Genomic DNA, 24,630 nt, shown 5'->3' on the forward strand with positions numbered 1-24,630 from the left:
GCCTGATCCCACGGCGTCCATCCCCTCGCTTCTCGCCGTTATGCCAGCCACCACCGCTTCCCGACCCCGCTGAAACGAAATGTAGCGAAATATGTCTATTCGTAGAGTATGGTCAGGTGAAACCCGTATCAACCTGAAAGTTCAGGCTTATTCCTTTGCGCTTTGGGTTTACCCCCCGGACAGCGGCATGCTTGCTCCGCCGTTCCGGCATCGCTAGTGTATCCCACTTTTGCATTTCGCCCTTGACGAGGCTTCCCTTGAAGTATGTGAGCACCCGCGGCGCCGCGCCGGTCCTTGATTTCGACGACGTCCTGCTGGCCGGTCTGGCCCGTGACGGCGGCCTTTACCTGCCGCAAAGCTGGCCGGTGTTCTCGGCCGCCGAAATCCGCGCCATGCGGGGCCTGTCCTATGCCGAACTGGCGGCGCGGGTCATGCGCCCCTTCGTCGAGGGCTGCCTGAGCGATGCAGAGCTGACCCGGTTGTGCGCCGAATCCTACGGCGCCTTCAGCCATCCGGCGGTGGCGCCCTTGAAGCAGCTGGGCCATAACCAGTGGGTCATGGAGCTGTTCCACGGCCCGACGCTGGCCTTCAAGGACTATGCCCTGCAACTGGTCGGCCGCCTGTTCGACCACGTCCTGAAGAAGAAGGGCCAGAAGGTCACCATCGTCGGCGCCACCTCGGGCGACACCGGCTCGGCGGCCATCGAGGCCTGCCGCGACCGCGCCGCCGTCGACATCGTCATCCTGCATCCCTTCGGCCGCGTCTCCGAGGTGCAGCGCCGCCAGATGACCACCGTGCTGTCCGCCAACGTGCGCAACGTGGCGGTGGATGGCACCTTCGACGATTGCCAGGATCTGGTGAAGGCGCTGTTCAACGACGCGGCCTTCCGCGACGAGATGAACCTGTCGGCGGTCAACTCCATCAACTGGGCCCGCGTCATGGCCCAGATCGTCTATTACTTCGCCGCCGGGGTGGCGCTGGGGGCGCCCGACGTGCCCATGAGCTTTTCGGTGCCCACCGGCAATTTCGGCAACGTCTTCGCCGGCTATGCCGCCCGGCTGATGGGCCTGCCGGTGGACAGGCTGGTCGTCGGCTCCAACACCAACGACATCCTGACCCGCTTCTTCGAGGGTGGAATCATGAAGACCGACGGCGTGGTGCCGACGCTGTCGCCCAGCATGGACATCCAGGTTTCCTCCAACTTCGAGCGGCTGATGTTCCTGTCCCTGGGCGGCGACGGCGCCGCCGTGGCCAAGCTGATGGACGACTTCCGCAAGAACGGCGCCATGGTCATGCCCCAGGGCGCCTGGAATGCCATGCGCGAGGTCTTCGAGGCCTATTGCTTCGACGACGAGGCGACCCTGGCCGCCATGCGCTCGCTCAAGCGCTCCACCGGCGAGACGCTCGACCCCCATTCGGTGATCGGCGTTGCCGCCGCGCTGAAGGCCCATGCCGCCAAGGATTGCGCCATGGTGGCCCTGGCCACCGCCCATCCCGCCAAGTTCCCCGACGCGGTGGAGAAGGCCACGGGCGTGCGCCCCGGCCTGCCGCCCCACATGGCCGACCTGTTCTCGCGGACCGAGCGCCTGGACCGCCTGGGCAACGATGCCGAGGCCCTGAAGGGCTATGTCCGGACTTTCGCCGGACGGACAAGCGCATGAGCACCATCCGCGAGACCCGGCTGCCTTCCGGGCTGAAGATCGTCACCGATCCCATGGACACGGTGGAGACGGCGTCGCTGGGCGTCTGGGTCGATGCCGGGACACGGCACGAGCCGGCCGAGATCAACGGCGTCAGCCATCTGCTCGAACACATGGCCTTCAAGGGCACGGCGCGGCGCTCGGCGCTCGACATCGCCGAGGAGATGGACGCGGTGGGCGGCCACCTCAACGCCTACACCGCCCGCGACCATACCGCCTATTACGCCAAGGTGCTGAAGGAGGATGCCGGGCTGGCGCTCGACATCATCGCCGACATCCTGCAGCACTCGACCCTGGAATCCGAGGAACTGGCCCGCGAGCAGGCGGTGGTGGTCCAGGAGATCAACCAGGCCATCGACACCCCCGACGACATCATCTTCGACCACTTCCAGTCCACCGCCTATCCCGACCAGCCCCTGGGCCGCCCGGTGCTGGGCAGCGAGGAACTGGTGCGCTCCATGAGCCGCGACCAGGTGATGGGCTACCTGCGCGGCAATTATTCGGCGCCGCGCATGGTGTTGTCGGCCTCGGGCCGCATCGACCACGACCATCTGGTGGCCACGGCGGCGGCGGCCTTCTCGCAACTGCCGCCCCATCAGGCGGCGGTGACCGATCAGGCCCGCTACGTGGGCGGCGATTTCCGCGAGGAGCGGAGCGAGCTGGAGCAGGTCCACGTGGTGGTGGGCTTCAACGGCGTCGCCTATGACGACCCCGATTATTACTCGGCCTCGGTGCTGTCCACCCTGCTGGGCGGCGGCATGTCGAGCCGTCTGTTCCAGGAGGTGCGCGAGAAGCGCGGTCTGGTCTATTCCATCTATTCCTTCGCCTCGTCCTATAACGACGGCGGCCTGTTCGGCGTCTATGCCGGCACCGGCGAGGACGAGGTGGCCGAGTTGATTCCCGTCATGTGCGACGAGATCGTCAAGGTGTGCGGCGGCGTCAATGAGGCCGAGGTGCAGCGCGCCCGCGCCCAGCTCAAGGCCTCGATCCTGATGAGCCTGGAAAGCACCACGTCGCGCTGCGAGCAGCTGGCCCGCCAGGTGGTGGTCTATGGCCGCCCCGTGCCCGTCGCCGAGGTGGTCGAGAAGGTGGAGGCCATCACCGCCGAGGATTGCGCCCGGGTGGCGCGGCGCCTGTTCGCAGGCACCCCCACCTTCGCCGCCATCGGCCCCCTGGGCAAGGTGGAGAGCTTCGAGCGGGTGGCCGAGCGGCTGAGGCCGTAAATGCGCCGCGTCCGCGCCGCCCTCGCCGTCCTTCTGCTGCTGTTGTCCTCCTCCGCCGCCCTTGCCCTGCCGTCGGCGACCGGCGTGTCCAATCCCACCATCGTGGTGGCGGTGATCGCCTCGCTGTCGGGGCCCGGCGCCATGGCCGGGCAGGACAGCGTCGACGGCTTCACCACCGCCATGCGCCACCTGGGCGGCCGCTTCGCCAACCAGGAGGTGCGGGTTGTCGTCCAGGACGACAGGGGCTCGCCCGATACCGCCCTGGCGGTGGCGCGCAAGCTGCTGGAGCGCGAAAAGGTCGACTTCGTGGTGACGGCGGTGCCGTTGCCCTCCATGTCGGCCATGGTCAGGACGCTGACCGAGTCCCGCACCTTCGTCCTCAATCTGGACGCCGCCCCGGCCAGCCTGGCCGGGGCCGGCTGCTCGCCCTGGTTCTTCCAGGTGGCGACGCCGGTCCAGGCGGTGCACGAGGCCATCGGCATCCATCTGGCCGCCGAGAAGATGCGCCGCGTGGTGATCATCGGCACCGACGCCCCCGCCACCGACCAGGCGGTGGCCACCATCCGCCGCGCCTGGCCGGGCGAGGTGGCCGAGGTGCTGCGCCCCCGCCACGGCGCCACCCGCTTTCCCGACGAGATCGCCGCCATGCGCCACGCCGCCCCCGACGCGGTGATCAACCTGCTGACCGGCGGCATGGGCGGCGCCTTCGCCCGCGAATACGCCGCCGCCGGGCTGAAGACCGACATTCCCATGATCGGCGTGTGGCAAGGCTGGGAGCGTCCCCTGCTGCCCGCCATGACCGATTCCGGCATGGAGGTGCTCAACGTGGCGCCGTGGAGCCCCGATCTCGACACGCCGCTGGGCAAGCGCCTGATCTCGGATTTCGAGCAGGAATTCGGCCGCCCGGTGACCGGCTGGGTGGCTCAGGGCTACGATACCGCCCAGATGCTGGACGCCGCATTGCGCGCCACGGGGGGGCGCACCAACGACCGCGAGGCGGTGCGCAACGCCCTGCGCCGCGCCGAATTCCCCTCGGTACGCGGAAGTTTCCGCTTCGATTCCAACCATTTCCCCTCGGTCAGCGTCTATCTGCGCCGCACCACCCGCGACGCCAAGGGCCGCCCCACCGAGGAATTGCGCTCGACCCTGATCAAGGACTGGCACAGCCGCGATGCCGGCCTGTGCCCCATGCGCTGGGTCGAGGAAACCACCCCCGGCGTCGCCGCCAAGCCCGGCACGCCCCCGGCGGCTCAGCCGGCGGGCCAGCCGCCCAAGCCGAAGCTTCCGGCCCCGGCCCCCACCGTCCCGGCCAAGCCCAAGCCACCACCGGCGGCGGTTCCGGCGCGGTAGCCCATGCCGTTCCGGATCTAACGCGCCTTGTCGAGCGCCGCCAGCACCTCGGCCTCGCTCAGCAGTTCCGGCAGGGCGATGCCGTCCGGGGCGCTGGGGCCGTAGACGGCGTTGAAGGGGATGCCGTAGCGCCCGAACGACGCCAGATAGCGGGAAATACCCTCGTCGGGCCGGGTCCAGTCGGCACGCAGCGCCACCACGCCGGGCGACGACAGGCGGCTAGCCACCTCGCCCCGCTCGATCACCGCCGCCTTGTTGACCTTGCAGGTGATGCACCAGTCGGCGGTGACGTCCACGAACACCACCTTGCCGTCCGACACCAGCCGGGCCAGCGTCTGGCTGTCGAAGCGGCCCCAGGCCACCGCGCCGCCGGTCTCGCCGCCGCTTTCGCCGTCGGCCGAGCCGTGGAAGGGGGCGGCCAGGGCCAGGCCGGCCAGGGCCACCACGCAGGCGGTCACCGCCGGCCGCGCCGCCGCCGGCAGCCGGTGCCGCAGGCCGAGAACGGCCACGGCGCAGGCCATGGCGCCGCCGGTGACCAGGGCGGCCAGCGTCCCCGCCTGCACCATCAGCACGGTGAGCAGCCACAGCCCGGTCCCGGCCAGGGCGAGACCCAGCAGCTTGCGCACGGTGACCATCCAGCGCCCCGGCCTGGGCAGCTTCAGGGCGGCGTCCGGCCAGACCGCCACCGCCAGATAGGGGGCGGCCATGCCCAGCCCCAGGGCGGTGAAGATCAGGGCGATCTCGACGGGGCCGCGCGCCAGGGCGAAGCCGATGGCGGTGCCGAGGAAGGGCGCCGAGCACGGGGTGGCCAGCAAGGTGGCGAAGGCCCCCGACAGGAAGTGGCCCAGCACGGTGTGGTGGGCCGCGCCGCCGCCCCGGCTGAACAGGACGGCGGGCATGGGAATCTCGAACATTCCCCACAGATTGGCGGCGAACAGGGCCAGCAGCACCACCATCACGGCCAGGAAGCCCGGCTGCTGGAATTGGATGCCCCAGCCCACCGCCGCCCCGGCCTGTTTCAGCCCGATGGCCAGCAGCGCCAGGGCCAGGAACGACACGACGATGCCGGCCCCCGAGGCGATGAAGCTGGCCCGCACATGGCGGCGCTCGCCGCCGCCATGGCCCAGCACGCCCAGCACCTTGATGGACAGCACCGGCAGGACGCAGGGCATCAGGTTGAGGATCAGCCCGCCCAGCAGCGCGATCAGCAGCATCCCGCCCAGGCCGGGGGCATCGCCCGCCGCCATGGGGGCGGCGCTGCCGGGCACCGGAATCATGGAGGTCTCGAAGGCGCGCAACCCGTCGGTGACGGTGACGGTCATGGCGGCGCCGGCCAGCGGCTTCAGCAGCCCGCCGGGCGGCACCGGAATCTCGAACACGGCGCGGCGGCGGTCGGCGGACAGGCTGACGCGCGGCTGGCCGAAGGCCGCCACCTCCTCGGCCTCGACGAAGGCGTCGGGGTCGGTGAACGGCTCCATGGAGGATACCGCCAGCCGCAGGGCGGCGGTGTCGCCGCCGCCCAGGGCCTCGGCGGAATCCAGGGCGAGGCCGTGGCGGCGCCCGTCGCCGGGCACCAGGGCGGTGAAGCGGCCGATGTCGTGGGCGAAGGACGAGGGCGCGGCCGGGCCGGGCGACAGGTCGAGGGCGAGGTCGACCTTTTGCGGCACGCAGATCTGGGCGCAGGCCAGGAAGTCCACCGACAGCCGCGCCGCCACCGGGCGCGAGGCGTCGGCGGCCGTGGCGTCCAGCGGCAGGATCACCTCGTCCATGTAGCCGTAGTTCTGCAGCCCGGCCAGCACGAAGCGGTGCGGCGCCGGCCAGCGCGGCAGGGGATTGTCCAGGTTGGCCGAGCCGGTCCAGTCCAGCTTGGGCGGATAGCCGGCGTCGCCGGGGGTGCGCCAATAGATCTTCCAGCCCGGTTCCAGCTTGAAATGCAGGCCGAGACGCAGCGGACCGGCCTCGCCGGCCCCCTTTTCACCGATGCCGGTGGTGGCGGAGATCAGGCGGACCTTGCCGGATTCGCTGGACGCCCAGTCCGAGCCGCCCGGTTCCGCCGCCTGCGCCGCAATTCCGGTCAGCAGCAGGGCCGCCGTCAATGCCGCCTTGATCCACGCCATGATGTCTTCCTCGAGCCTTCTCGCGGCAAACAACAGCACCGCCCGCCACGCGGTGTCAATGACGACCGCTGCACGGCGGGAATGCTTGGCGGAATCGGCGGGGGAAGCCTTGACCCCGGTCATGCGGCGGGCACGACCGGGGCTGGGGGTGAACTATCGCGCCCCGGCGCTGGACAGCGGCTTGGCGCGGCGCGAGGCGCGCTCCAGGCCGCTGTTGTTGGCCGCGGTGCCCGAGGGCTTGAGCGAAGGCGGCAGGGGCGGCGGGGCCGAGGCCATGGACGGCACCGCGGCGTTGCTGGGCACGCCGGTCACCGATTTCGGCGGCGGCCGGACCGTGGCGCTGGCCGGCATGCCGCTGTCCAGGTCGATGGCGTGGGCCATGGCGGCCAGGGAGGCCGCCTTCATGCCGGGCATGGAGCGCGGCCAGGGCCGCTGGGTCTCCAGGTGCTTGCCCAATTTCTGCACCGCCCACAGGGCGCAGTGGGGGCCGAAGGCCTGGCGGAAACCCTTCATCTCCAGCTTGGTGTAGGCGGCGAACAGGAACACCGTCACCGGCTTCAGCGCGAATTCCAGGGCGGGGAAGATCATGTCCACCGTCTTGGTCTCCATGACGGCGATCTGCGACACCGCCTTGCGCAGCGCCACTTCGTCCAACTCGGGGAATACGGCCTCCAGGCCCTGCTTGGTGAAGGCCTCCATCAGGGCGTTGGAATCGATGCTGCCATCCACGGCGCGCAGGCGGCGCGCGTCCTCCAGCAGCAGGGGCAGGCGCCCGTCGGGGCCCAGCCCCTCGGCCGCCAGGATGTCGATCTGGGCGGATTCCCGCAGCTTGAGGATGCGCGGCCCCAGGACGCGCACGGTGCTGGGATGCAGCGCCGAGTAGCTGGGGATCAACTGGGCCTGCCATTCATAGCGCAGGTTGTCGCGGAAAACCTCGTAGAGCTTGTCGCCCGGTCCCTTGGCCGCCACGTAGGGGGCGCGGTGGATGGGCTTCTTGATGCCCAGCTTGATGGCGGTCTTGTGCAGCAGGGACGGCGCCTGGACCGCGACGGGCGGCGGCGCCTCGGGGGCCGGCATGGCATCGCGGAAGTAGCGCTTGGCCGAGGCCCGCACCACCAGCGCCACCACATGGTCCAGGGTGCGGCCGCACCACAGTTCCTCGCCGCCTTCGGTCGCCGGGCGCTTGTCCTTGCGGAGCACCACCTTGCGGAACAGGTCCGGCTGGCTGCGGAACACCTGGAAGCATTCGTGCAGCAGGCCCGGCGTGTTCAGGACGTGGTCGTAGACCTCATGCTGCGGAACCGCGGAAAGTTGTCCGATATTGATGCGAAGGATGTCGGAGACCTGGGTGCGCAGCGTATTGCGCACCGCGTCCAATCCATCATCCTGCTGCTGCGCTGCAGACCCTTTGCGGGTGTTGATGCTTGCGGTCACACTCTCCCCCCCGGGAAGTGATGGTTATTTGCCCATAACCCTACGGCAAGGATGGACATGGAGTGGCGCAAACATCAATAAATTGTTAACGGAACCATACTTCAGTTGGTGGCGCGTCATATGTGTCCTAATCGGGCGAGCGGCACGATCCGGTTGCTTCCCCCAGATGGGCCGGCAGCAGACGCAAGGCGGTGATTCCCAGGGTGGTGACGACCAGGGCGATGGCGATGCCGCCCAGGCCCAGCATGACCTCCCAGGCGCTGGGGGCATAGTCGTGGACATGTCCGTCGGCGAAGGTGGAGGACGCCTCCATGCCGGGGAACAGGTCCAGCGGCCAGGCCTGGCCGCCGATGACGATGACCCAGACCTGGGCCAGCCCGCCCAGCACCACCATGACCGAGGCCATCATGGCCCGCTTGCGCGGCGCGTGGCCGCAGCCGCCATAGGCGACGGCCAGGGGCAGGATGCCGCCCAGCCCCACCTGGCCCCCCCAGAACAGGGCGGTGTGGATGCCGCCGTTCCACAGGATGAACGCCTCGACCCCGGAGCGGCCGGCGAAATACAGCTGGGTGACATGATGCAACGCGGTGAAGTAGAGGTTGGCGGCGACGAACAGCCCGAGCAGCCGCACCAGCCGGGCCGGCAGGGCGTCGCCCATGCTCCGCCGGGTCATCTTGAACGACAGCGACAGCACCAGGATGAATGCCGCCAGGCCGTAGGCGAAGGACATGGCGATGAACAGCGGCGCCATCACCGCCGCGCCATAGGCTTCGCGCGCCGCCAGGAAACCGAAGATGCAGCCGGTGCCGGTGGTGAGAATGAGCCGCCAGCCAAAGGCGGCCAGCGCCGCCGGCTTGTAGAAGCGCTTCGCCCGCCAGTCCATCATGGTCCACAGGTAGGCGGCCACCACGGCCATGAAGCCGGAATAGAGGATGACGTTCCAGGCGAAGATGGATTTGAAGTTGAAGTGGGTCATGGCGACGGACAGACGGTCGGGCCGGCCCAGGTCGAGGACCAGCACGGCAAGGCCGCCGGCCAGCAGCGCCACCGCCAGCAGGGCGGACAGGCGGCCCAGCGGCTGGTACCCCACCCGCCCGAACACCGACCCCATGGAGGCGACGTTGAGCGCCCCCGAGGCGGCGACGATCAGGAACACGGCGAAGACGTGGGGCAGACCCCACACCACCTGATTGGTCATGCCGGTGACCCAGTGGCCCTGGTGCTCCATATGCCAGACGGCGCCCAGCGCCACGGCGATCACCGCGCCCAATCCCGCCATCAGGGCCAGCCAGCCCCGCGTGTAGGGGCGCACCTGGGTGTAGCTGGTGATGGCGCTCATGGCTCAGATCCCCTGGTAACGCACGCCGGGCTCCAGCCCCAGGTCGGCGCGGATGCGGGTGGTGGCCTCGCGCGCCACCTTTTGTGCGATTTCCGATTTCGGGTCGTTCAGGTCGCCGAACAGCATGGCGCCCCTGGCCCTGGCGGCGCAGGCCTCGACACAGGCGGGGGGCTTGCCCTCGTCGATGCGGTGGACGCACAGCGTGCAGCCCTCCACCGTGCCCTTGCCGCGCGGCAGGTGCGGCTGCTGGCCGCTCTGATCCTCGTGGGCGAAGGAGCGCGCCTTGTAGGGGCAGGCCATCATGCAGTAGCGGCAGCCGATGCAGATGTGACGGTCGACCAGCACGATGCCGTCGGCCCGCTTCATGGAGGCGCCGGTGGGGCAGACGTCGACGCAGGGCGGCTTGGCGCAGTGCTGGCACATCACCGGCACGGAATGGGCCGCCCCGGTGGCGGGATCGCGGACATTGACCTTGCGGACGTACTGGGCGTCGGTGCGGGGCCGGTCGTGGCCGGAAAGTCCCATTTCGGCCTTGCAGGCCTCGACGCACACAGTGCATTCGACGCCGCACTTACTGGTGTCGATCAGCAGACCCCAGCGCTGGGCGGCGGAGGCGGGCTGCCCGGCCTGCCGCGCGGTGGCGGGGGCGGCGACCAGCATCGCGCCGGAGGCGAGGATCATGTGGCGGCGGTTGATCATCGCGACGCCTCCCGGACGGTCGCCTTGGGCGTCGTGGCGTGGCACTCGAAGCAGTCGGGCTTCACCGCCACGTAGGAATGGCAGGACTGGCAGAACTGGCCGGGAGCGTCGACCGGCACCGCATGTCCATCGGCGGAGGTGGCGGCGTGGCACTCGACACAGGCCTTCAGCGAGGCCTTGGCACCCCGAATTCCCAGACGCAGTGTGTCGTCGCGCTGGTGCTTCAGCATGTCGGGATGCTCGCGGCGCATCACGTCATTGGCGGCGATGCAGGCCTCGCCCTTGGCCTTGGGCCATTGGGGCAGGTCGGCGGCGAAGGCGGGCAGGGCAAGCAGCGTGATAAGGACGGCCAAGGCCCCCACCCCGACCCTCCCCCACCAAAGGCGGGGGAGGGAGGCGATGATCCCCCTCCTCCAGCTTGCCTGGGGGAGGGGCGGGGTGGGGGTTCTCGGCGTCAGCATCCCTATTCCCCCAGCCCCATCTGGATGTAGCCGGTGGGGCAGACGTCCTTGCAGATGTGGCAGCCGATGCACTTGGAATAATCGGTCTCCACGTAGCGCCCGGTGGTGCGCTCGGTCTTGGGCACCCGGCTGACGGCGGTCTGCGGGCAGAACACCACGCAATTGTCGCACTCGAAGCACAGGCCGCACGACATGCAGCGCTTGGCCTCGTCCACCACCTCCTGGTCGGTGAGCAGGAGCAGGCGCTCGTCGAAATTGCCGATCACCTTGTCGGCGTCGATGTGCACCTCGTGGCGGTGGTGCCGCGCCGTGCGGGTGAAGTGGCCCAGGAACAGGTCGTCATGGGGAATGATCTCGGCGGCGGCGCGGTTTTCGAAATTGTGGACAGCGAACTTGGCTTCATCGGTGCCGCGCACCGGACCAGCCGCGTAGGGGGCGGGGTCCAGGTTGCTTTCGTGCAGCTTGGCCAGCAGGTTGAAGTGATGGACGTCCACCTTGGGCCGCTTGGCCACGTCGCCGTGCTCGAGGAATTCGCTGATGCCGGCCGAGGCCACCCTTCCATGGCCGATGGCGGTGGTCAGCAGATGCGGCTTGACCACGTCGCCGCCCACGAAGTGCTTGGGCCTGCCCGGCACGCGATAGGCCTTGTCGGCGTTGATGAAGCCCTTGCCGTTATCCATCTCCGGCAGGTCGGCCAAGTCGCCGCTCTGGCCGATGGCCGAGACGATCAGGTCGGCGTCCAGGATGAATTCGGTGCCCTCTATGGGCTTGGGAACCATGCCCTCCATGGTGCAGCGGCAGAGCTTGAGGCCGGTGGCGCGGCCGCCCGCGCTCAGGATCACCTCCAGCGGCATGATGCCGCCCCGGATGTCGACGCCTTCGCGCTTGGCGTCGTCGATCTCGCGCTGGGCGGCGAACATCTTCTCCACCGCGAACAGCGAGGTCAGCGTTACGTTGGCGCCTTCGCGCCGGGCCGTGGCCGCCACGTCGTGGGCCACGTGGCCGAGGATGACGTTGTCGGCGCGGTCCTGCTCGGACACCGTGTCGATATGGCCCAGGCGCCGCGCCACCGAGGCTACGTCGATGGAGGTGTCGCCGCCGCCCACAACGATGATGCGGCCGGGAACGTGCTGCAACCGGCCCTCGTTGAAGGCCTTCAGGAAGGCGACGCCCGACACGCAGTTGACGGTGTCCTTCCAGCCGGGAATGGGCAGGCCTCGGCCCGCATGGGTACCGATGCCCCAGAAGATGGCGTCGAACTTCTCTTCCAGTTCCGAGACGGTGATGTCGGTGCCGATGCGGCACCTGGCGCGCACCGTGATGCCCATATCGATAATGCGGTTGATCTCGGCGTCCAGCACCTCGCGCGGCGTGCGGTAGCCGGGGATGCCGTAGCGGACATAGCCGCCCAGCTCGGCCTTTTCCTCGAAGACGGTGACGGCGTGGCCGGCGCGGCGCAACTGATAGGCCGCCGACAGGCCGGCCGGGCCGCCGCCCACCACCGCCACGTGGCGGCCGGTCTCATGCTCCGGCTTGGGGAAGGTCAGCTTGTTGGCGATAGCCCAGTCACCGATATGGTGCTCCACCGAATTGATGCCGACGTGTTCCTCGACCATGTTGCGGTTGCAGCCACTTTCGCACGGTGCCGGGCAGACACGGCCCATCACGGCGGGAAAGGGGTTGGCCTCGACCATGCGGCGGAAGGCGTATTCCTGCCACGCCATGCCGGCCGGGGGCTTCTCCACGCCGCGCACGATGTCCAGCCAGCCGCGGATGTCGTGGCCCGACGGGCACGAGCCCGAGCAGGGCGGCGTCCTCAGCACATAGGTCGGGCATTTGTGCGACCAGCCGGCCTTGAAGATCTCGTCCTGCCATTGGCTGGGCTTGAAATCGCCGTCCTGGTAGCGGCGGTAGTTCCGTCCCTCGGTGATGGTCTCGGCGCTGGTCCTGGCGGCCATGGGTCGTCTCCCCGAATGATTTTTAGTCGTTGTCGCCGAGCACGATGGCGTTGCTCACCAACTGGTGAACGCTGACCACCATTTCCCGGTCGAAGTCGTAATAGGGCAGGATCTTGGTGAACTGGGCCTTGCAGATGGCGCACATGGCAGCCATGTGGGTGACGCCTTGCTTGTCTACCACGTCCTTGAGGGCTTCCATGCGGGGGCTGGCGCCCTTGACGCGCAGCTCGATCAGCTCGTCGGTGAGCAATCCGCCGCCGCCGCCACAGCAGAAGGTCTTGTCGCAGATGGTGTCGGGGTGCATGTCCACCAGCTTGGGGACCGATGCGGCGATCACCGCGCGCGGGATGGTGAACTGGCCGCCGGGCTCGGTCCCCATGCGGGCGCCGCGCGCCACATTGCAGGAATCGTGGACGGTCAGCACCATGCCGTCATTGCCCGACTTGTCGAGCCTGATGCCCTTGCGGCGGATGAGGTCACTGGTGAATTCCAGGATGTGCTGGGGCACTGGATAGCGGGAATCGAGGAAGTCCCAGGGCCCGGCCAGGGTGTTGAGGAAGGAATAGGCGACGCGCCAGGCATGGCCGCATTCGCCGAAGATGATGCGCTTGACGCCCAGTTCCCGCGCCGCCTCGCGGATGCGCATGGAAATCTTCTTCATCTGCTCGTAATTGCCGATGAACATGCCGAAATTGCCGGCTTCCGAGGCCTTGGTCGACAGTGTCCACGACACGCCGGCGGCATGGAAGACCTTGGCATAGCCGATCAGGCCCAGCACATGCGGCTCGGCGAAGAAGTCGGCCGAGGGGGTGACCAGCAGCACCTCGGCGCCCGCCACGTCGACGGGCAGCTTCACCGGCACGCCGGTCTCGTCGAGGATGTCCTCCTCCAGCCCCTCCAGCGTATCCAGCAGGGCCGGGGCGGGCAGGCCGAGATTGTTGCCGATCCTGTGGACCTTGCCGATGATCTCGTTGCAGTACTTCTGGCCCTGGCCGATGGAATCCATGATGTCGCGGGCCGCCATGGAAATCTCGGCGGTGTCGATGCCGTAGGGGCAGAACACCGAGCAGCGGCGGCATTGCGAGCACTGGTGGAAGTAGCTGTACCACTCGTCCAGCACCTCCCTCGTCATGTCGCGCGCCCCCACCAGACCGGGCGCGATCTTGCCCACGGGCGTGAAATAGCGGCGGTAGACGCTGCGGAACAGGTCGGCGCGGGCCACCGGCATGTTCTTGGGGTCGCCTGTCCCCAGGAAGTAGTGGCACTTGTCGGTGCAGGCGCCGCACTTGACGCAGATGTCCATGAACACCTGGAGCGAGCGGTACTTGGACAGCAAGCCGCCCATGTGATCGATGGCGCGCTTCTCCCAGCCCTCGGCCAACTCGCCGGGAAAGCCCAGGGGCTGCTGGTGCGCCTCGGCGGCCACATAGGGCTTGGAGGCGGCCATGGCGCCGGGCTTCAAGGCCGGAACGGGATGTTCGGCCGGGTCGCCCAAGGCGGGGATGTCGAAGGGAGCGGCGGCCATGCTTATTGCCCTTCGTCCAGCTTGGCGGCCCAGGGGGCCAGATGGCGCACCTCGCGCGGGTTGTCGGTCTGGTTGCGGGTCGGGCTGAAGAACAGGCCCGGCGCGTGCAGCAGCTTGGAGAACGGGAAGACGATCATCAGCAGGCAGACCAGCAGGAGGTGAAGGCCCAGCAGCGGGTCGGCGGGCAGGGGGCGCAGCTCGAATCCCATCAGACCGGTGAAGAAAGCCTTCACCATGACGATGTCGGTGTGGATGACGCATTTCATCAGCATGCCGGTCACCCCGATGGCCAGCAGTAGCGCCAGCATCAGGATGTCCGAGGGGCCGGTGACGTAACGCACCCGCTCGATCACGAAGCGCCGCGCCAGCAGCAGGGTAAGGCCCGCCACCATGGCCAGCCCGGCCGGCTGGGCCAGGGGCTGGACCAGGGCGACCAGCGGCCCGGCCTCGCCCTGGAAATAGCGGGCGTGGCGGACCAGCACCACGGCGAGGCCCAGGTGGAAGACGAATGCGAACAACCACAGCAGCTTGTCGCCGCGGAACAGGCTTTCGAACAGCAAGGCCTCGCGGCCCAGGCGGAGCGCCACGCCGCCCTTGGTCAGCGGGGCCGGCGTGGTGGGAATCTTCAAGGGCGCCGGCGTGCGGGCGTATTGGGCGATCTTCATCGCCAGCCCGGCGACGAAGACCAGGGTCGAGACGCTGAAGAGGATGGCGAAAAAGATCGTCACGACGGCCCTTTCGTCGGAGCGCGGGCGTCCCGCCCGCAGGTCCCGGAAAGGAGGCGGGCGGGACGCCCGCGCTCCGGGGATTTTTGCTATACGCAGCCGGTGGGCTTGGGCAGGCCGGCGATCTTGCACGCCTGCTTGCCCGGACCGTAGGGGAACAGCTCGTAGAGGTATTTGTTGTTGCCCTTGTCGGGTCCCATCTTCTTGGCGATGGCCTTGGTCAGCACGCGCACCGCCGGGGCGATCTGGTACTCGGAATAGTACTCGCGCAGGAAGTTGACCACTTCCCAGTGCTCGGGCGTCATGGTGATGCCCTCGTCCTTGGCGATCTGCCCGGCGAGGTCCTCGTTCCACTGGTTGATATCGGTGAGGTAGCCCTCTTCATCGGCCTCGATGGCGGCGCCGTTGCTGGTATAAGCCATGTGTTCCTCTCCTAAGGTCTCTTCTTGAGTTACAGCCAGGCGTTGGTCGCCCTGGTCCCGGCCGCCAGATCGACGAATCCGGCGTAATCGACAACGTGGGTGCCCTTAATCACCTTGGCCGGGTCCAGCCCGCGCGCGGCGAGATCGGGACCCAGGACATTCAGCTTCAGGGTCTTGGCGGCATCGGCCATCTTGCCCTCGAAGGCGGTGCCGGACAGGGCGGCGATGACGGCGTCCTCGATCAGCAGGATGGCGTCGCCCGGCTGGGCGTGGCCCAGGCAGGCATCCAGGCAGGACCGCTCGAAGGGCGACTTGTTGACGGTGTGCAGCGTGCTCATTGCAAGATTCCTTTTTGCCCTCAATCGTCGGGCGGGTTTCTCGCGAAACCCTTGGCTCTCGCGCCATAAGGCGCGGCGGGCCTTGCCCTTGCCTCGGGGCCTGCGCCCCTCGGAGTTACGCCGTCAGAACCACGTCCATCCCGGCCATCAGCTTGCCCATCTCGGCGCGGCTGAGAACCTCGACGGGGACCAGCAGATCGTCCTCGGTCAGGCCGCGCTCTGCCAGGCTTTCCGCCTCCACGTACAGCTTCTCGATGTCGTAGCCCTCCAGCGCCCGGTAGGTGGGCGAGAAGTTCTTGACGCCGATGCCGGCGGGGGTCTGGCCCTTCTTGATCTGCAGCACGCCGTCGTCGAGGAAGGCCAGATGGACATCCTGGTCGAAGGCCGCCGAGATCAGCACCATCTCGAGGACTTCCAGGGCGTAGACCGTGCCATGGGGGGCCTTGCGGTTGACGAACATGAACTTCTTGACGATGCCGCTTTCCATATCGTCCATGGCTTTAATCCCCGAAAGTCACGAGGCGGTCGGCATGGATGCCTGCCTCGATCAGCTGTCCCAGGCCCGAGATGCGGAAGCCCGGCGCGAGGTTGGATTCGGTGATGCCGCGGCGCAGGCCGGCGGCGACGCAGACCACCAGATCGACCTTGTGGTCCTCGGCCAGCTTCTGCCAGTTCCTCGTCACGTTGCGGTCGTCGCTGGGCGGCTCACCCAGTTTGGTCGCGTTGTTGACCCCGTCGTAATAGAAGAATACCCGGAAGATCTCGTGTCCCTTGTCCACCGCCGCCTTGCAGAATTGCAAGGCGGAATCGGCGGCCTGGTGGTTGTAGGGGCCTTCATTGACCAGAACGGCGAACTTCATGCTCCGTCCTCCTAGAAGTGCAGGTGCGCCGAGGCGTTGAGATTGGCCCTTCCGCCGCGCCAGTTGTCCACATGGTACTTGGTGAACGGCAGTTCGGTCAGTTCGAAGAAGCGCGGCCAGCCGATGCGCTCGATCCACTCGCCCATGCGCTCCCAGGCCCGCGCGTCGGCCTTGTAGACGCTGAGGATCTTCTTCACCACCTCGGCCACTTCCGGCCAACGCGGCGCGTTGTTGGGCAGGCCGGCGGCCACCAGCTTGTGGAACATGGGCTTGGAGCGGGTGGAGGAATGCTTGCCGCCCACCCAGATGGCGATCTTGGAATGGACGGGGTCGTTGATCTGCATGGGCGGGCAGGGCGGATAGCAGGCGCCGCAGCACACGCACTTCTTCTCGTCCACTTCCAGCGAGGGCTTGCCGTCCACCAAAGCGGGGCGGATGGCCGCCACCGGACAGCGTGCGATCACCGCCGGGCGCTCGCAGACGCCGGCCACCAGCGCGTGGTTGATCACCGGCGGCTTGGTGTGCTGGACGTTGATGGCGATGTCGCCCTGGCCGCCGCAATTGATCTGGCAGCATGACGTGGTGATCTTGACGCGGTTGGGCATCTCCTCGGACTTGAACTCGTCGACCAGTTCGTCCATCAGCGCCTTGACCACGCCCGAGGCGTCGGTGCCGGGGATGTCGCAGTGCAGCCAGCCCTGGGTATGGCTGATGAAGCCCACCGAATTGCCGGTGCCGCCCACCGGGAAGCCGTCGGCCTCCAGGCGGTCGATCAGCGGCTGGACCTTGGACTCGTCGGTGGTCATGAACTCCACCGAGGAGCGGATGGTGAAGCGCACATGGCCGTCGCAGAACGCGTCGGCGATGTCGCACAGCTTGCGGATGGTGAAGACGTCCAGCTGGCGCTGGGTGCCGGCCTTGACGGTGAACACCGCTTCGCCGGTGTCGGAGACGTGGCGCAGCACGCCGGGGCGCGGCCGGTCGTGGAAGGCCCACTTGCCGTAATTCCTGACCAGGGCCGGATGCATGAATTGCTTGGAATCCGGCACGCCGCTTTCGATGGGACGACGAAGTTCGCTCATGGTCGTTGTCTCCTACTCGGCGGCTGAGGTCTTGCGCCCGGCCCACTTGCGGGCCTCCTCTTCCCATCCGTCGGTGCGGATGTAGGAGTTGGTGCGCGGCTGGTTGATCATGTTGACGTCGAGCGGCAGGCCCAGGGCCTCCAGGTAATTGACCAGCCCGATGCGCTCGATCATCTCGCCGGTGCGCTCGTGCTCGAGCGCGTTGTCGGCGAAGAAGTCGAGCATGTTGTGGGCCAGTTCCAGGAGCTTTTCGTAATCCTCCTCGCTCTCCAGCTTCATGAAGGGGATCACCACGGTGCCCATCAGGTCGCCGATCTTCAGGGTGCGCTTGCCGCCCACCAGGATGCAGATGCCTCTGTCCTTGCCCGGCTCCAGGGCCTTGGTGCAGACGTTGATGCAGTGCATGCAGCGCACGCAGGACTTGTTGTCGATGTCGAGCGTGTCGTCGTCGTTGAGCCCCAGCGCCTGGGTCGGGCACATGCGGATCACCTGGTTGATGAATTCCTTGCGGCCCAACTGGCGCACCTTGGCCTGCACCTCCGTCTGGTCGACCTGCATGTCGTCCTTCCAGGTGCCCAGGATGGCCACGTCGGCCCGCTGGGTGGCGTTGGCGCAGTCGTTGGCGCAGCCCGAGAACTTGAATTTCAGCTTGTAGGGCAGCGAGGGCCGGTGAATGTCGTCGGTGAAGTCGTTGATGATGGTCCGGTGGGCTTCCAGGGTATCGAAGCAGGCCTGCTCGCAGCGGGCCGGGCCGACGCAGGAGGCGGCGGTGCGCACGCCGGCCCCGGCGCCGCCCATGTCGAAGCCCATCTCGTTGAGCTTGTCCCAGGCGGGCTGGACCTGATCGGTGCGGCAGCCCTGGAACATGATGTCGCCGCTTTGGCCGTGCAAGGCGATCAGGCCCGAGCCGTGCTCTTCCCAGATGTCGCACATCTGGCGCAGCGTCTTGGTGTCGTAGAAGAAGCCCGGCGCCGGCATGATGCGCAGCGTGTGGAATTCCGAGCTTTCCGGATATTGCTCGGCCACCTCGGAAAAGCGCGGGATGACGCCGGCGCCATAGCCGAACACGCCCACCGTGCCGCCCTTCCAATAGCCCTTGCGGGTCTGGTAGCTGTGCTCCAGCTGGCCCAGCAGGCTCTTCATGATGCCGGAATGGGCCTTGCCCTCGTCGCCTTCGGCCAGGCGCTTCAGGCCGGTCACGAAGCTGGGCCAGGGACCGCTTTCCAACTGGTCGAGCATGGGGGTGGGCGGCATCTTCTTGGTCATTGCTTCTCGCTCCCTCGCCGTCGTCACTATGCGCCCGCACGCACGCCAAGGCGGCGCGGCAATACGCTGGATGAATTGTGCGATCCGTTGGGAAGCGTTGCTCCCGGACCTCTCCTGATTCGTCCGGCCGTTCTATGCGGCCGATTACATTCGAGGATGATAATATTACGGAAGGCATCGATCCAAGTGGATTCTTTAGCGAATTCGCATGAAAATGGCGAGGGAGGAAAAGCTTCAATGATTCCAGGCTGTTTCCGTATGGACGACCGGGAGGCTTATGGACGCTGGCGGGACGGGCGGCTGGCCGCCGCCCCCACTTGCGTCGCCGGTCTGGTGGTCGAGGTGGGCGACATCACGGCGCTGACCCCGGCCGAGCACCGGGCGTTGCTGGAGCGCCTGCGCCGGTCCAACATGGCGGTCTATGCCGAGGGGCCGAAGCCGGGACGCGACCACAAGGCGGCGTTGAAGGCCTTGGGGGAACGGTTGGGGTTGGTCTCGCTGGACGCCAACGCCCTGGCCGACGACGACGGCATCACGCCGCTGACGGTGCACCGCGAGGGCGCGCGTTCCCGCTACATCCCCTATACCGAGCGGCCCATCGCCTGGCATACCGACGGCTACTACAATCCGCCGGACCGCAATGTGCGGGCGCTGCTGCTCCATTGCGCCGGAAAGGCGGCGGACGGCGGGGCCAACCGGCTGATGGACCACGATATTCTGTACATCCTGCTCCGGGACGAGGACCCGGAACTGGTCCGGGCGCTGATGGCGCCCGATGCCATGACCATTCCCGGCAACGACGAGGAAGGCCTGGCCCGCCCGGCGACGGTGGGGCCGGTGTTTTCGGTCGGCCCGGACGGCTCGCTCCACATGCGCTACACGGCGCGCTCGCGCCACGTGATCTGGTCGGAGCGCGCCGCCCCGGCGGCGGCTTCCATCCGGCGCCTGCTGGACGGGCCGTCGCCCCATGTCTTCGAGCATGTGCTGGAGCCCGGCCAGGGGCTGGTCTCCAACAACCCCCTCCATACCCGTGAACCCTTCCGCGATGATCCCGCCATGCCGCGTCTGCTCTACCGGGCGCGCTATCACCAGCGGGTGGTGGAAACCTGAAAGGACCGGCCGTGACCACCGACGATCCCGAATTCGCCAAGGAAGCCGTCACTCCGCTCGCCACCCTGGCGGCACCGTGGAGCCGCGAGATTTCCTTTTCCGCCGTGGAGCACGAAAGCGGCCTGCGCATCTTGAGGATGCGCATCAAGGAAGGGCGCGCCCGCTTCACCATCGTCGACCTGGACGAGGCGACGGTGGCACAGATGATGGCGGTGATGGGGGAGTGGAGCCCGGAATAGGCATCCCCCCCGAAGCCGCCGGTGTGGCTTCGGGGGGGAGGGATGGCAGGGGGGAATTACTTCTCGACGGGGGTGTCGTCGCGGTTGCCCCATTCGGCCCACGAGCCGTCATAGACCGCCACGTCCTTGTGGCCCAGCAGGTCCAGCGCCAGCGCCACGGTACAGGCGGTGACGCCCGAGCCGCAGGTGATGGCCACCGGCTGCTTGGGCTCGATGCCGGCGGCGTCGAAGCGGGCCTTCAACTGGTCGGCGGGGAGCATGCAGCGGGTCTTTTCGTCGATCAGGTCGGCGAAGGGCACGTTGACCGAGCCGGGAATGTGACCCTGGTGCTTGGTGGGGCGCGGCTCGGCCGCCTCGCCCTTGAAGCGGGCGCGGGCGCGGGCGTCGAGTACCAGCTCGCGCTTGTTCTCCAGGTTGGCCTTCATGTGGTCCAGGTCGCGGACCAGCAGGTGGTTGTAGTGGCTGATGAAGTGCCGCGTGCGCGGCACGGGCGGCAGGTCCTCGACGGCCAAGCCCTCGCGCAGCCACTTGGGGAAGCCGCCGTCCAGCACCGAAACATCGCGGTGGCCGAAGGTGCGGAACATCCACCAGGCGCGCGCCGCGGCGCTGGTGAAGCCCGAGCCGTCGTAGATCACGATCTTGTTGCCGTTACCCAGGCCGAGTTTGCGCACCTTGCTGGAGAACTTCTCCGGCGCGGGCAGCATGTGGGGCAGGGTGGAATCCGTATCGGCGATCTCGTCGATGTCGAAGAACACGGCGCCGGGAATGTGCTCGGCGTCGTATTCCTCGCGGGCGTTGCGGTTCTGGGCCGGCGTGTACCAGCTGGCATCCACGACGCGGACGTCGGGCGCGGCGAGGTGCGAGGCCAGCCACTCGGTGCTGACGAGGGCGTCCGGATTGGGATAGGTCATGCTTGCTTCCCCCCTTGCGGGCTTGCTCTTGTTTGGTCGCCGCTCAGTCCAGCCAATCGGGCACCGGCAGACCGCGCTCGCGCAGGAAGGCCGGATTGAACAGCTTGCTTTGATAGCGGGTACCATAATCGGCCAGCACTGTCACCACCGTGTGTCCGGGACCGAGTATGCGCGCCACCTTGATGGCGGCCATCACGTTGATTCCGCTCGATCCGCCCAGGACGAGGCCTTCCTGCCTGACCAGGTTGAAGATCAGCGGCAGCGCCTCGTGGTCGGTGACCTGGACCTGATCGTCGATGGGGGCATCCTCCAGATTCTTGGTGATGCGGCCCTGGCCGATGCCTTCGGTGATGGAGGTGCCCTCGGCCTTCAGCTCGCCGTGGGCGTAGTGGTTGTAGAGCGCCGAGCCCAGGGGGTCGGCCAGCACCACCTTGACGTTCCTGTTGTGCTCCTTCAGCGCCATGCCGGTGCCGGCCAGGGTGCCGCCGGTGCCCACCGCGCAGGTGAAGGCGTCCACCTTGCCGTCGGTCTGGCGCCAGATTTCCTGGCCGGTGGTGTGGAAATGGCCCATGCGGTTGGCGACGTTGTCGAACTGGTTGGCCCACAGCACGCCGGCCGGCTCGGTCTTGGCCAACTCGCCCGCCAGGGTCTCGGAATAGCGCACGTAATTGCCGGGATTGGCATAGGGCACCGCCGGGACGAGGCGCAAATCGGCGCCCACCAGCCGCAGCATGTCCTTCTTTTCCTGGCTTTGGGTCTCGGGCATGACGATGACGGTACGGTAGCCCAGGGCGTTGGCCACCAGGGCCAGGCCGATGCCGGTATTGCCCGCCGTACCCTCGACGATCACCCCGCCGGGCTTCAGAAGACCCCTGGCCTCGGCGTCCCGGATGATGGCCAGGGCGGCGCGGTCCTTGACCGAACCGCCGGGATTGAGGAACTCGGCCTTGCCCAGGATCTCGCAGCCTGTCTCCTCCGAGGCGCGCTTGAGGCGGATCAGGGGGGTGTTGCCGATGGAGTCGAGGAAGCCGTCGCGAATGTCCGTCATGGCTGGTGTAGTTTCCGTATAATTACCATAGCAATAATGTAGCTAGCCGGATAGCGAACTACAAGGCTTGTGACGCCTCCCTCACCCGCACCGGGGTGAACGGCACCGTCCGCAGGCGGAGTCCCGCCGCGTCGAACACCGCGTTGGCCAGGGCGGCGGGCACCGGGGTGGCCGCCGCCTCGCCGCCGCCCATGGGCGGCTGGCCGGGCCGGTCGATCAACTCGACGGCGATGTCGGGGACACCCAGGAAGCCGAGGATCGGATAGCCCGACTGGTCGGTGGCGGTGACGCGGGCGCGGTCGAAGGTGGTTTCCTCCAGCAGGGTGCGCGACAGGGTCTGCAGGATGCAGCCCTCGATCTGCATCCTCAGGGCGTCGGGATTGATCACCAGCCCGCAATCATGGGCGCAGGTCACCCGCTTTACGGCGATGCGCCCGGCCTCGGCGTCGACGGCCACCTCCATGGCGATGGCCACGTAGGTTTCCGAGTGCTTGTAGTGGACATAGGCGATGCCGCGCCCGGTGCCGTCGCGCCGGGGATTGGGGATGGGGCGCGGCGCCCAGGCCATCATGGACGCCGCCTTGGTCAGCACCGCGACGCCCCTCAGGTCGCGCAGCCCGATCAGGCGGGTGACCAGCGGGTCCAGCCCGACGCGGGCGCACAGCTCGTCGAAGAAGCTTTCCACCGCGAAGCTGTTGGCGATCTTGCCCGGCGCCCGGATGTTGCTGGGGCGCAAGGGGGCGTCGGCCAGCCAGTGGACCTTGACCTCCAGGTCGACGGCGGCATAGGGCGGATCGCCGTTCTGGGCCAGCAGGCCGGTGACCAGGCCTCTGGGCTGGGCGATGCCCGCCGCCTCGGGGGCGAGCAGCGGCACATGGGACAGGCCGGCGGTGGCCTTGGGCAGCCACATCTCGGTACTCCAGCCCAGCACCTGTCCGGCCGGTGACATGGCGCCGCGCATGGCGATCAGCTGGGGCGGTCCCTTGGGGTCCCAGCCCAACTCGTCGTCGCGGCTCCAGGCGACGCGCACCGGTTTGCCGACCGTCTTGGCCAGCAGGGCGGCGTCGGCGGCGGCGTCGTCGTGGCCGTTCATGCCGTAGCAGCCCGAGCCGTCGAGATAGATCAGCCGCACCTTGTCCACCGGCAGCCCCAGCATGGCGGCGAAGGCGGGGCGGAAGCGGTGGGTGGCCTGCGAGGCGGTCCAGATGGTGGCGGCGCCGCTCCCCACCTGGGCCACGGCGCAGCTCGGCCCCAGCGAGGCGTGGGATTGCACCGGCCAGTAATACTCCACCGGGGGTGGGGCGTCGGCCAGGCGGGCCGTGGCGTCGCCCTTGGCCTTCAGCACCTCCTCGGCGGCGAAGGGGCCGGCCTTGAGCCAGCCGCGCACCGCCCCGTGCCCCATCAGCGGGGCGGAATCCGACCAGACGGCCTTCAGCAGGGCGGCGGCGCGCACGGCCTCCCATTCGCGGCCGGCCACCACCGCCAGGAAATCCTTGAGGCGCACCACGCGGGCGCCCTTGACCGCCTTGATGGAGGATTCGTCCACCTTGAGCAGCGTGGCCCCCACTACGGGCGGGCGGATCACCCTTGCGTGCAGCATGCCGGGCAGCTTGACGTCGTGGACATAGGTGTGACTGCCGTAGACCTTGGCCGGCAGGTCGGGACGGGGCAGCGGCTTGCCCACCAACCGGTATTCCGCCGGATCGCGCAATCTGGCCTGGGGATCGAGCTTGAGCGCGAAACCCGCCTCGCCTATCAGATCGCCCATGGCGATGGAGCGCCCGCCATCCGCCGGGGCGACCACGCCGTCCCTGAGGTCCAGGTCCTGGGGCGGGCGGTCCAGCCGGGCGGCGGCCAGACGGATCAGGGCGTGGCGCGCCGTGGCGGCGGCCTGCCGGATCTGCACGCCGCCCCGGGCCACCCCGGTGGAGCCGGCGGTGGGGCCCTGGTCGGGGGTGAGCAGGGTGTCGCCCTCCACCAGGGTGATGGCGTCCATGCCCAGTCCCAACTCCTCGGCGGCCATCTGGCGGATGGCCACCCGCAGGCCCTGGCCGAGATCGACCTTGCCGCAATAGACCGTCACCCGGCCGTCGGCGCCGATGCTCAGGAAGCCGTCCACCTCGCCCGGGTCGTTGGTCTTGGCCGCGGCGGCCCTGGCCGGGCGGGGCAGGGCGAAGGCCACCGTCAGGGCTGCCCCGGCCCGCAGCAGGGCGCGGCGCGACAGGGCCGGGTTCATGGCTTGGCTCCCCCGGCGGCGCGCAGCACGGCGCGCAGCACCCGGTGATGGCTGCCGCAGCGGCACAGATGGCCGTCCAGCGCCGCCTTGACCTCGTCCCGGCCGGGCTGGGCGTCGCGGGCCAGCAGGGCGGCGCCTTCCATCACCATGCCGGGGGTGCACCAGCCGCACTGGGCGGCCTGTTCGGCGATGAACGCCGCCTGCAGCGGATGGGGCGCCAGGGGGGTGCCCAGGCCTTCGATGGTGGTCACCGACCGGCCCGCCGCCGCCGCCACGGGAATCTGGCAGGCGCGGGCCGGCTGGCCGTCGATCAGCACGGTGCAGGCGCCGCACTCGCCCTTGCCGCAGCCGAGATGGGTGCCGGTAAGCTCCAGTTCGCCGCGCAGCCAGTAGATCAGCGGCATGTCGCCGTCGGCTATGGCCGCGTTGCGCTCGGCGCCGTTGACGGTGAGAAAGAGGAGAGCGGGGGCTTTCGTCTTGCCGGGGGACGCGGGTTTGCCGGGCATGGGGTCCTCGCGCGCGGTTGGAGCATGCACTATAGGGCCAAATCGCCGGCTTGCCCAAGGCCGCCTTGATCCGTTACACCC

The 24,630-nt window shown here is 68.3% G+C and carries 23 protein-coding genes; 5 read left to right on the forward strand and 18 right to left on the reverse strand.

What is annotated here, in order from left to right; translation table 11 throughout:
• The first annotated feature begins 257 nt into the window (after positions 1-257).
• The 3 genes from thrC to H261_RS12465 are packed head-to-tail and all read left to right on the forward strand — an operon-like array spanning position 258 to position 4,273.
• Positions 258-1,661: a threonine synthase gene (gene thrC / locus H261_RS12455; RefSeq protein WP_008617996.1), complete on the forward strand. Its 1,404-nt coding sequence runs from the start codon at positions 258-260 to the stop codon at positions 1,659-1,661.
• A complete protein-coding gene (locus H261_RS12460) occupies positions 1,658-2,923 on the forward strand; it encodes a M16 family metallopeptidase (RefSeq protein ID WP_008617997.1) in 1,266 nt (421 codons plus the stop codon). The genes thrC and H261_RS12460 overlap by 4 nt, the downstream gene beginning before the upstream one ends.
• On the forward strand, positions 2,924-4,273 hold the full coding sequence (locus H261_RS12465) for an ABC transporter substrate-binding protein (protein ID WP_008617999.1): 1,350 nt from the start codon (positions 2,924-2,926) through the stop codon (positions 4,271-4,273).
• Positions 4,274-4,290: 17 nt separating this feature from the next.
• Here H261_RS12465 and H261_RS12470 read toward each other — a convergent pair whose 3' ends face one another.
• The 14 genes from H261_RS12470 to dsrA all read right to left on the reverse strand — a co-directional run bounded on the left by H261_RS12470 (position 4,291) and on the right by dsrA (position 18,499).
• Positions 4,291-6,390 (reverse strand): protein-disulfide reductase DsbD family protein, encoded by a 2,100-nt coding sequence (locus H261_RS12470; RefSeq protein WP_152426847.1) that lies wholly within the window; start codon positions 6,388-6,390, stop codon positions 4,291-4,293.
• A 153-nt stretch (positions 6,391-6,543) separates the two neighbouring features.
• Entirely contained in the window at positions 6,544-7,824 is a 1,281-nt protein-coding gene (locus tag H261_RS12475) for a hypothetical protein (protein ID WP_152426848.1), read from the reverse strand.
• Positions 7,825-7,951: 127 nt separating this feature from the next.
• Complete coding sequence (gene nrfD, locus H261_RS12480) at positions 7,952-9,163, reverse strand: NrfD/PsrC family molybdoenzyme membrane anchor subunit (RefSeq protein ID WP_008618003.1); 1,212 nt, start codon at positions 9,161-9,163, stop codon at positions 7,952-7,954.
• A gap of 3 nt (positions 9,164-9,166) precedes the next feature.
• Positions 9,167-9,862, reverse strand: a complete 696-nt coding sequence (gene dsrO / locus H261_RS12485; protein ID WP_008618004.1) for a sulfate reduction electron transfer complex DsrMKJOP subunit DsrO — start codon at positions 9,860-9,862, stop codon at positions 9,167-9,169.
• Positions 9,859-10,224 carry an Hdr-like menaquinol oxidoreductase cytochrome c subunit gene (locus H261_RS12490; protein ID WP_008618005.1) on the reverse strand — a complete coding sequence of 122 codons (366 nt, stop codon included), beginning with the start codon at positions 10,222-10,224 and terminating at the stop codon, positions 9,859-9,861. Before H261_RS12490 ends, dsrO begins: the two co-directional genes overlap by 4 nt.
• Positions 10,225-10,325: 101 nt before the next feature.
• Positions 10,326-12,281 carry an NAD(P)-binding protein gene (locus H261_RS12495; RefSeq protein ID WP_008618006.1) on the reverse strand — a complete coding sequence of 652 codons (1,956 nt, stop codon included), beginning with the start codon at positions 12,279-12,281 and terminating at the stop codon, positions 10,326-10,328.
• 22 nt (positions 12,282-12,303) lie between these two features.
• Positions 12,304-13,806, reverse strand: coding sequence for a sulfate reduction electron transfer complex DsrMKJOP subunit DsrK (gene dsrK, locus H261_RS12500; protein WP_008618007.1), 1,503 nt, complete (start codon positions 13,804-13,806; stop codon positions 12,304-12,306).
• Positions 13,807-13,808: 2 nt separating this feature from the next.
• Positions 13,809-14,534, reverse strand: coding sequence for a respiratory nitrate reductase subunit gamma (locus tag H261_RS12505; protein ID WP_008618008.1), 726 nt, complete (start codon positions 14,532-14,534; stop codon positions 13,809-13,811).
• Between the two features lie 86 nt (positions 14,535-14,620).
• Positions 14,621-14,953, reverse strand: coding sequence for a TusE/DsrC/DsvC family sulfur relay protein (locus tag H261_RS12510; RefSeq protein ID WP_008618009.1), 333 nt, complete (start codon positions 14,951-14,953; stop codon positions 14,621-14,623).
• A gap of 29 nt (positions 14,954-14,982) precedes the next feature.
• A complete protein-coding gene (tusB, locus tag H261_RS12515) occupies positions 14,983-15,291 on the reverse strand; it encodes a sulfurtransferase complex subunit TusB (RefSeq protein WP_008618010.1) in 309 nt (102 codons plus the stop codon).
• A gap of 115 nt (positions 15,292-15,406) precedes the next feature.
• Complete coding sequence (tusC, locus tag H261_RS12520; RefSeq protein WP_008618011.1) at positions 15,407-15,787, reverse strand: sulfurtransferase complex subunit TusC; 381 nt, start codon at positions 15,785-15,787, stop codon at positions 15,407-15,409.
• 4 nt (positions 15,788-15,791) lie between these two features.
• Positions 15,792-16,151 (reverse strand): sulfurtransferase complex subunit TusD, encoded by a 360-nt coding sequence (gene tusD, locus H261_RS12525; RefSeq protein WP_008618012.1) that lies wholly within the window; start codon positions 16,149-16,151, stop codon positions 15,792-15,794.
• An 11-nt stretch (positions 16,152-16,162) separates the two neighbouring features.
• Complete coding sequence (gene dsrB, locus H261_RS12530) at positions 16,163-17,233, reverse strand: dissimilatory-type sulfite reductase subunit beta (protein WP_008618013.1); 1,071 nt, start codon at positions 17,231-17,233, stop codon at positions 16,163-16,165.
• A gap of 12 nt (positions 17,234-17,245) precedes the next feature.
• Positions 17,246-18,499, reverse strand: a complete 1,254-nt coding sequence (gene dsrA, locus H261_RS12535) for a dissimilatory-type sulfite reductase subunit alpha (RefSeq protein WP_008618014.1) — start codon at positions 18,497-18,499, stop codon at positions 17,246-17,248.
• A 258-nt stretch (positions 18,500-18,757) separates the two neighbouring features.
• Here dsrA and H261_RS12540 point away from each other — a divergent pair, with 258 nt between their 5' ends.
• Positions 18,758-19,609, forward strand: a complete 852-nt coding sequence (locus H261_RS12540) for a TauD/TfdA family dioxygenase (RefSeq protein WP_008618015.1) — start codon at positions 18,758-18,760, stop codon at positions 19,607-19,609.
• Positions 19,610-19,620: 11 nt separating this feature from the next.
• Positions 19,621-19,848 carry a DUF6967 family protein gene (locus tag H261_RS12545; protein WP_008618016.1) on the forward strand — a complete coding sequence of 76 codons (228 nt, stop codon included), beginning with the start codon at positions 19,621-19,623 and terminating at the stop codon, positions 19,846-19,848.
• 56 nt (positions 19,849-19,904) lie between these two features.
• Here the strand turns inward: H261_RS12545 and sseA are convergent, their stop codons facing one another.
• Genes sseA through H261_RS12565 form a run of 4 tightly spaced genes read right to left on the reverse strand, consistent with a single transcriptional unit; the run spans position 19,905 to position 24,549 of the window.
• Positions 19,905-20,759 (reverse strand): 3-mercaptopyruvate sulfurtransferase, encoded by an 855-nt coding sequence (gene sseA, locus H261_RS12550; RefSeq protein ID WP_008618017.1) that lies wholly within the window; start codon positions 20,757-20,759, stop codon positions 19,905-19,907.
• A 43-nt stretch (positions 20,760-20,802) separates the two neighbouring features.
• The gene (locus H261_RS12555; protein WP_008618018.1) at positions 20,803-21,807 is read right to left on the reverse strand and encodes a cysteine synthase A; all 1,005 of its coding nucleotides are present in this window, start codon (positions 21,805-21,807) and stop codon (positions 20,803-20,805) included.
• A 58-nt stretch (positions 21,808-21,865) separates the two neighbouring features.
• Complete coding sequence (locus H261_RS12560; protein ID WP_008618019.1) at positions 21,866-24,043, reverse strand: xanthine dehydrogenase family protein molybdopterin-binding subunit; 2,178 nt, start codon at positions 24,041-24,043, stop codon at positions 21,866-21,868.
• The gene (locus H261_RS12565; RefSeq protein ID WP_008618023.1) at positions 24,040-24,549 is read right to left on the reverse strand and encodes a (2Fe-2S)-binding protein; all 510 of its coding nucleotides are present in this window, start codon (positions 24,547-24,549) and stop codon (positions 24,040-24,042) included. The genes H261_RS12560 and H261_RS12565 overlap by 4 nt, the downstream gene beginning before the upstream one ends.
• Positions 24,550-24,630: the final 81 nt, after the last annotated feature.

Origin of the sequence: Paramagnetospirillum caucaseum, assembly GCF_000342045.1 — a bacterium.
GTDB classification, from domain to species: domain Bacteria; phylum Pseudomonadota; class Alphaproteobacteria; order Rhodospirillales; family Magnetospirillaceae; genus Phaeospirillum; species Phaeospirillum caucaseum.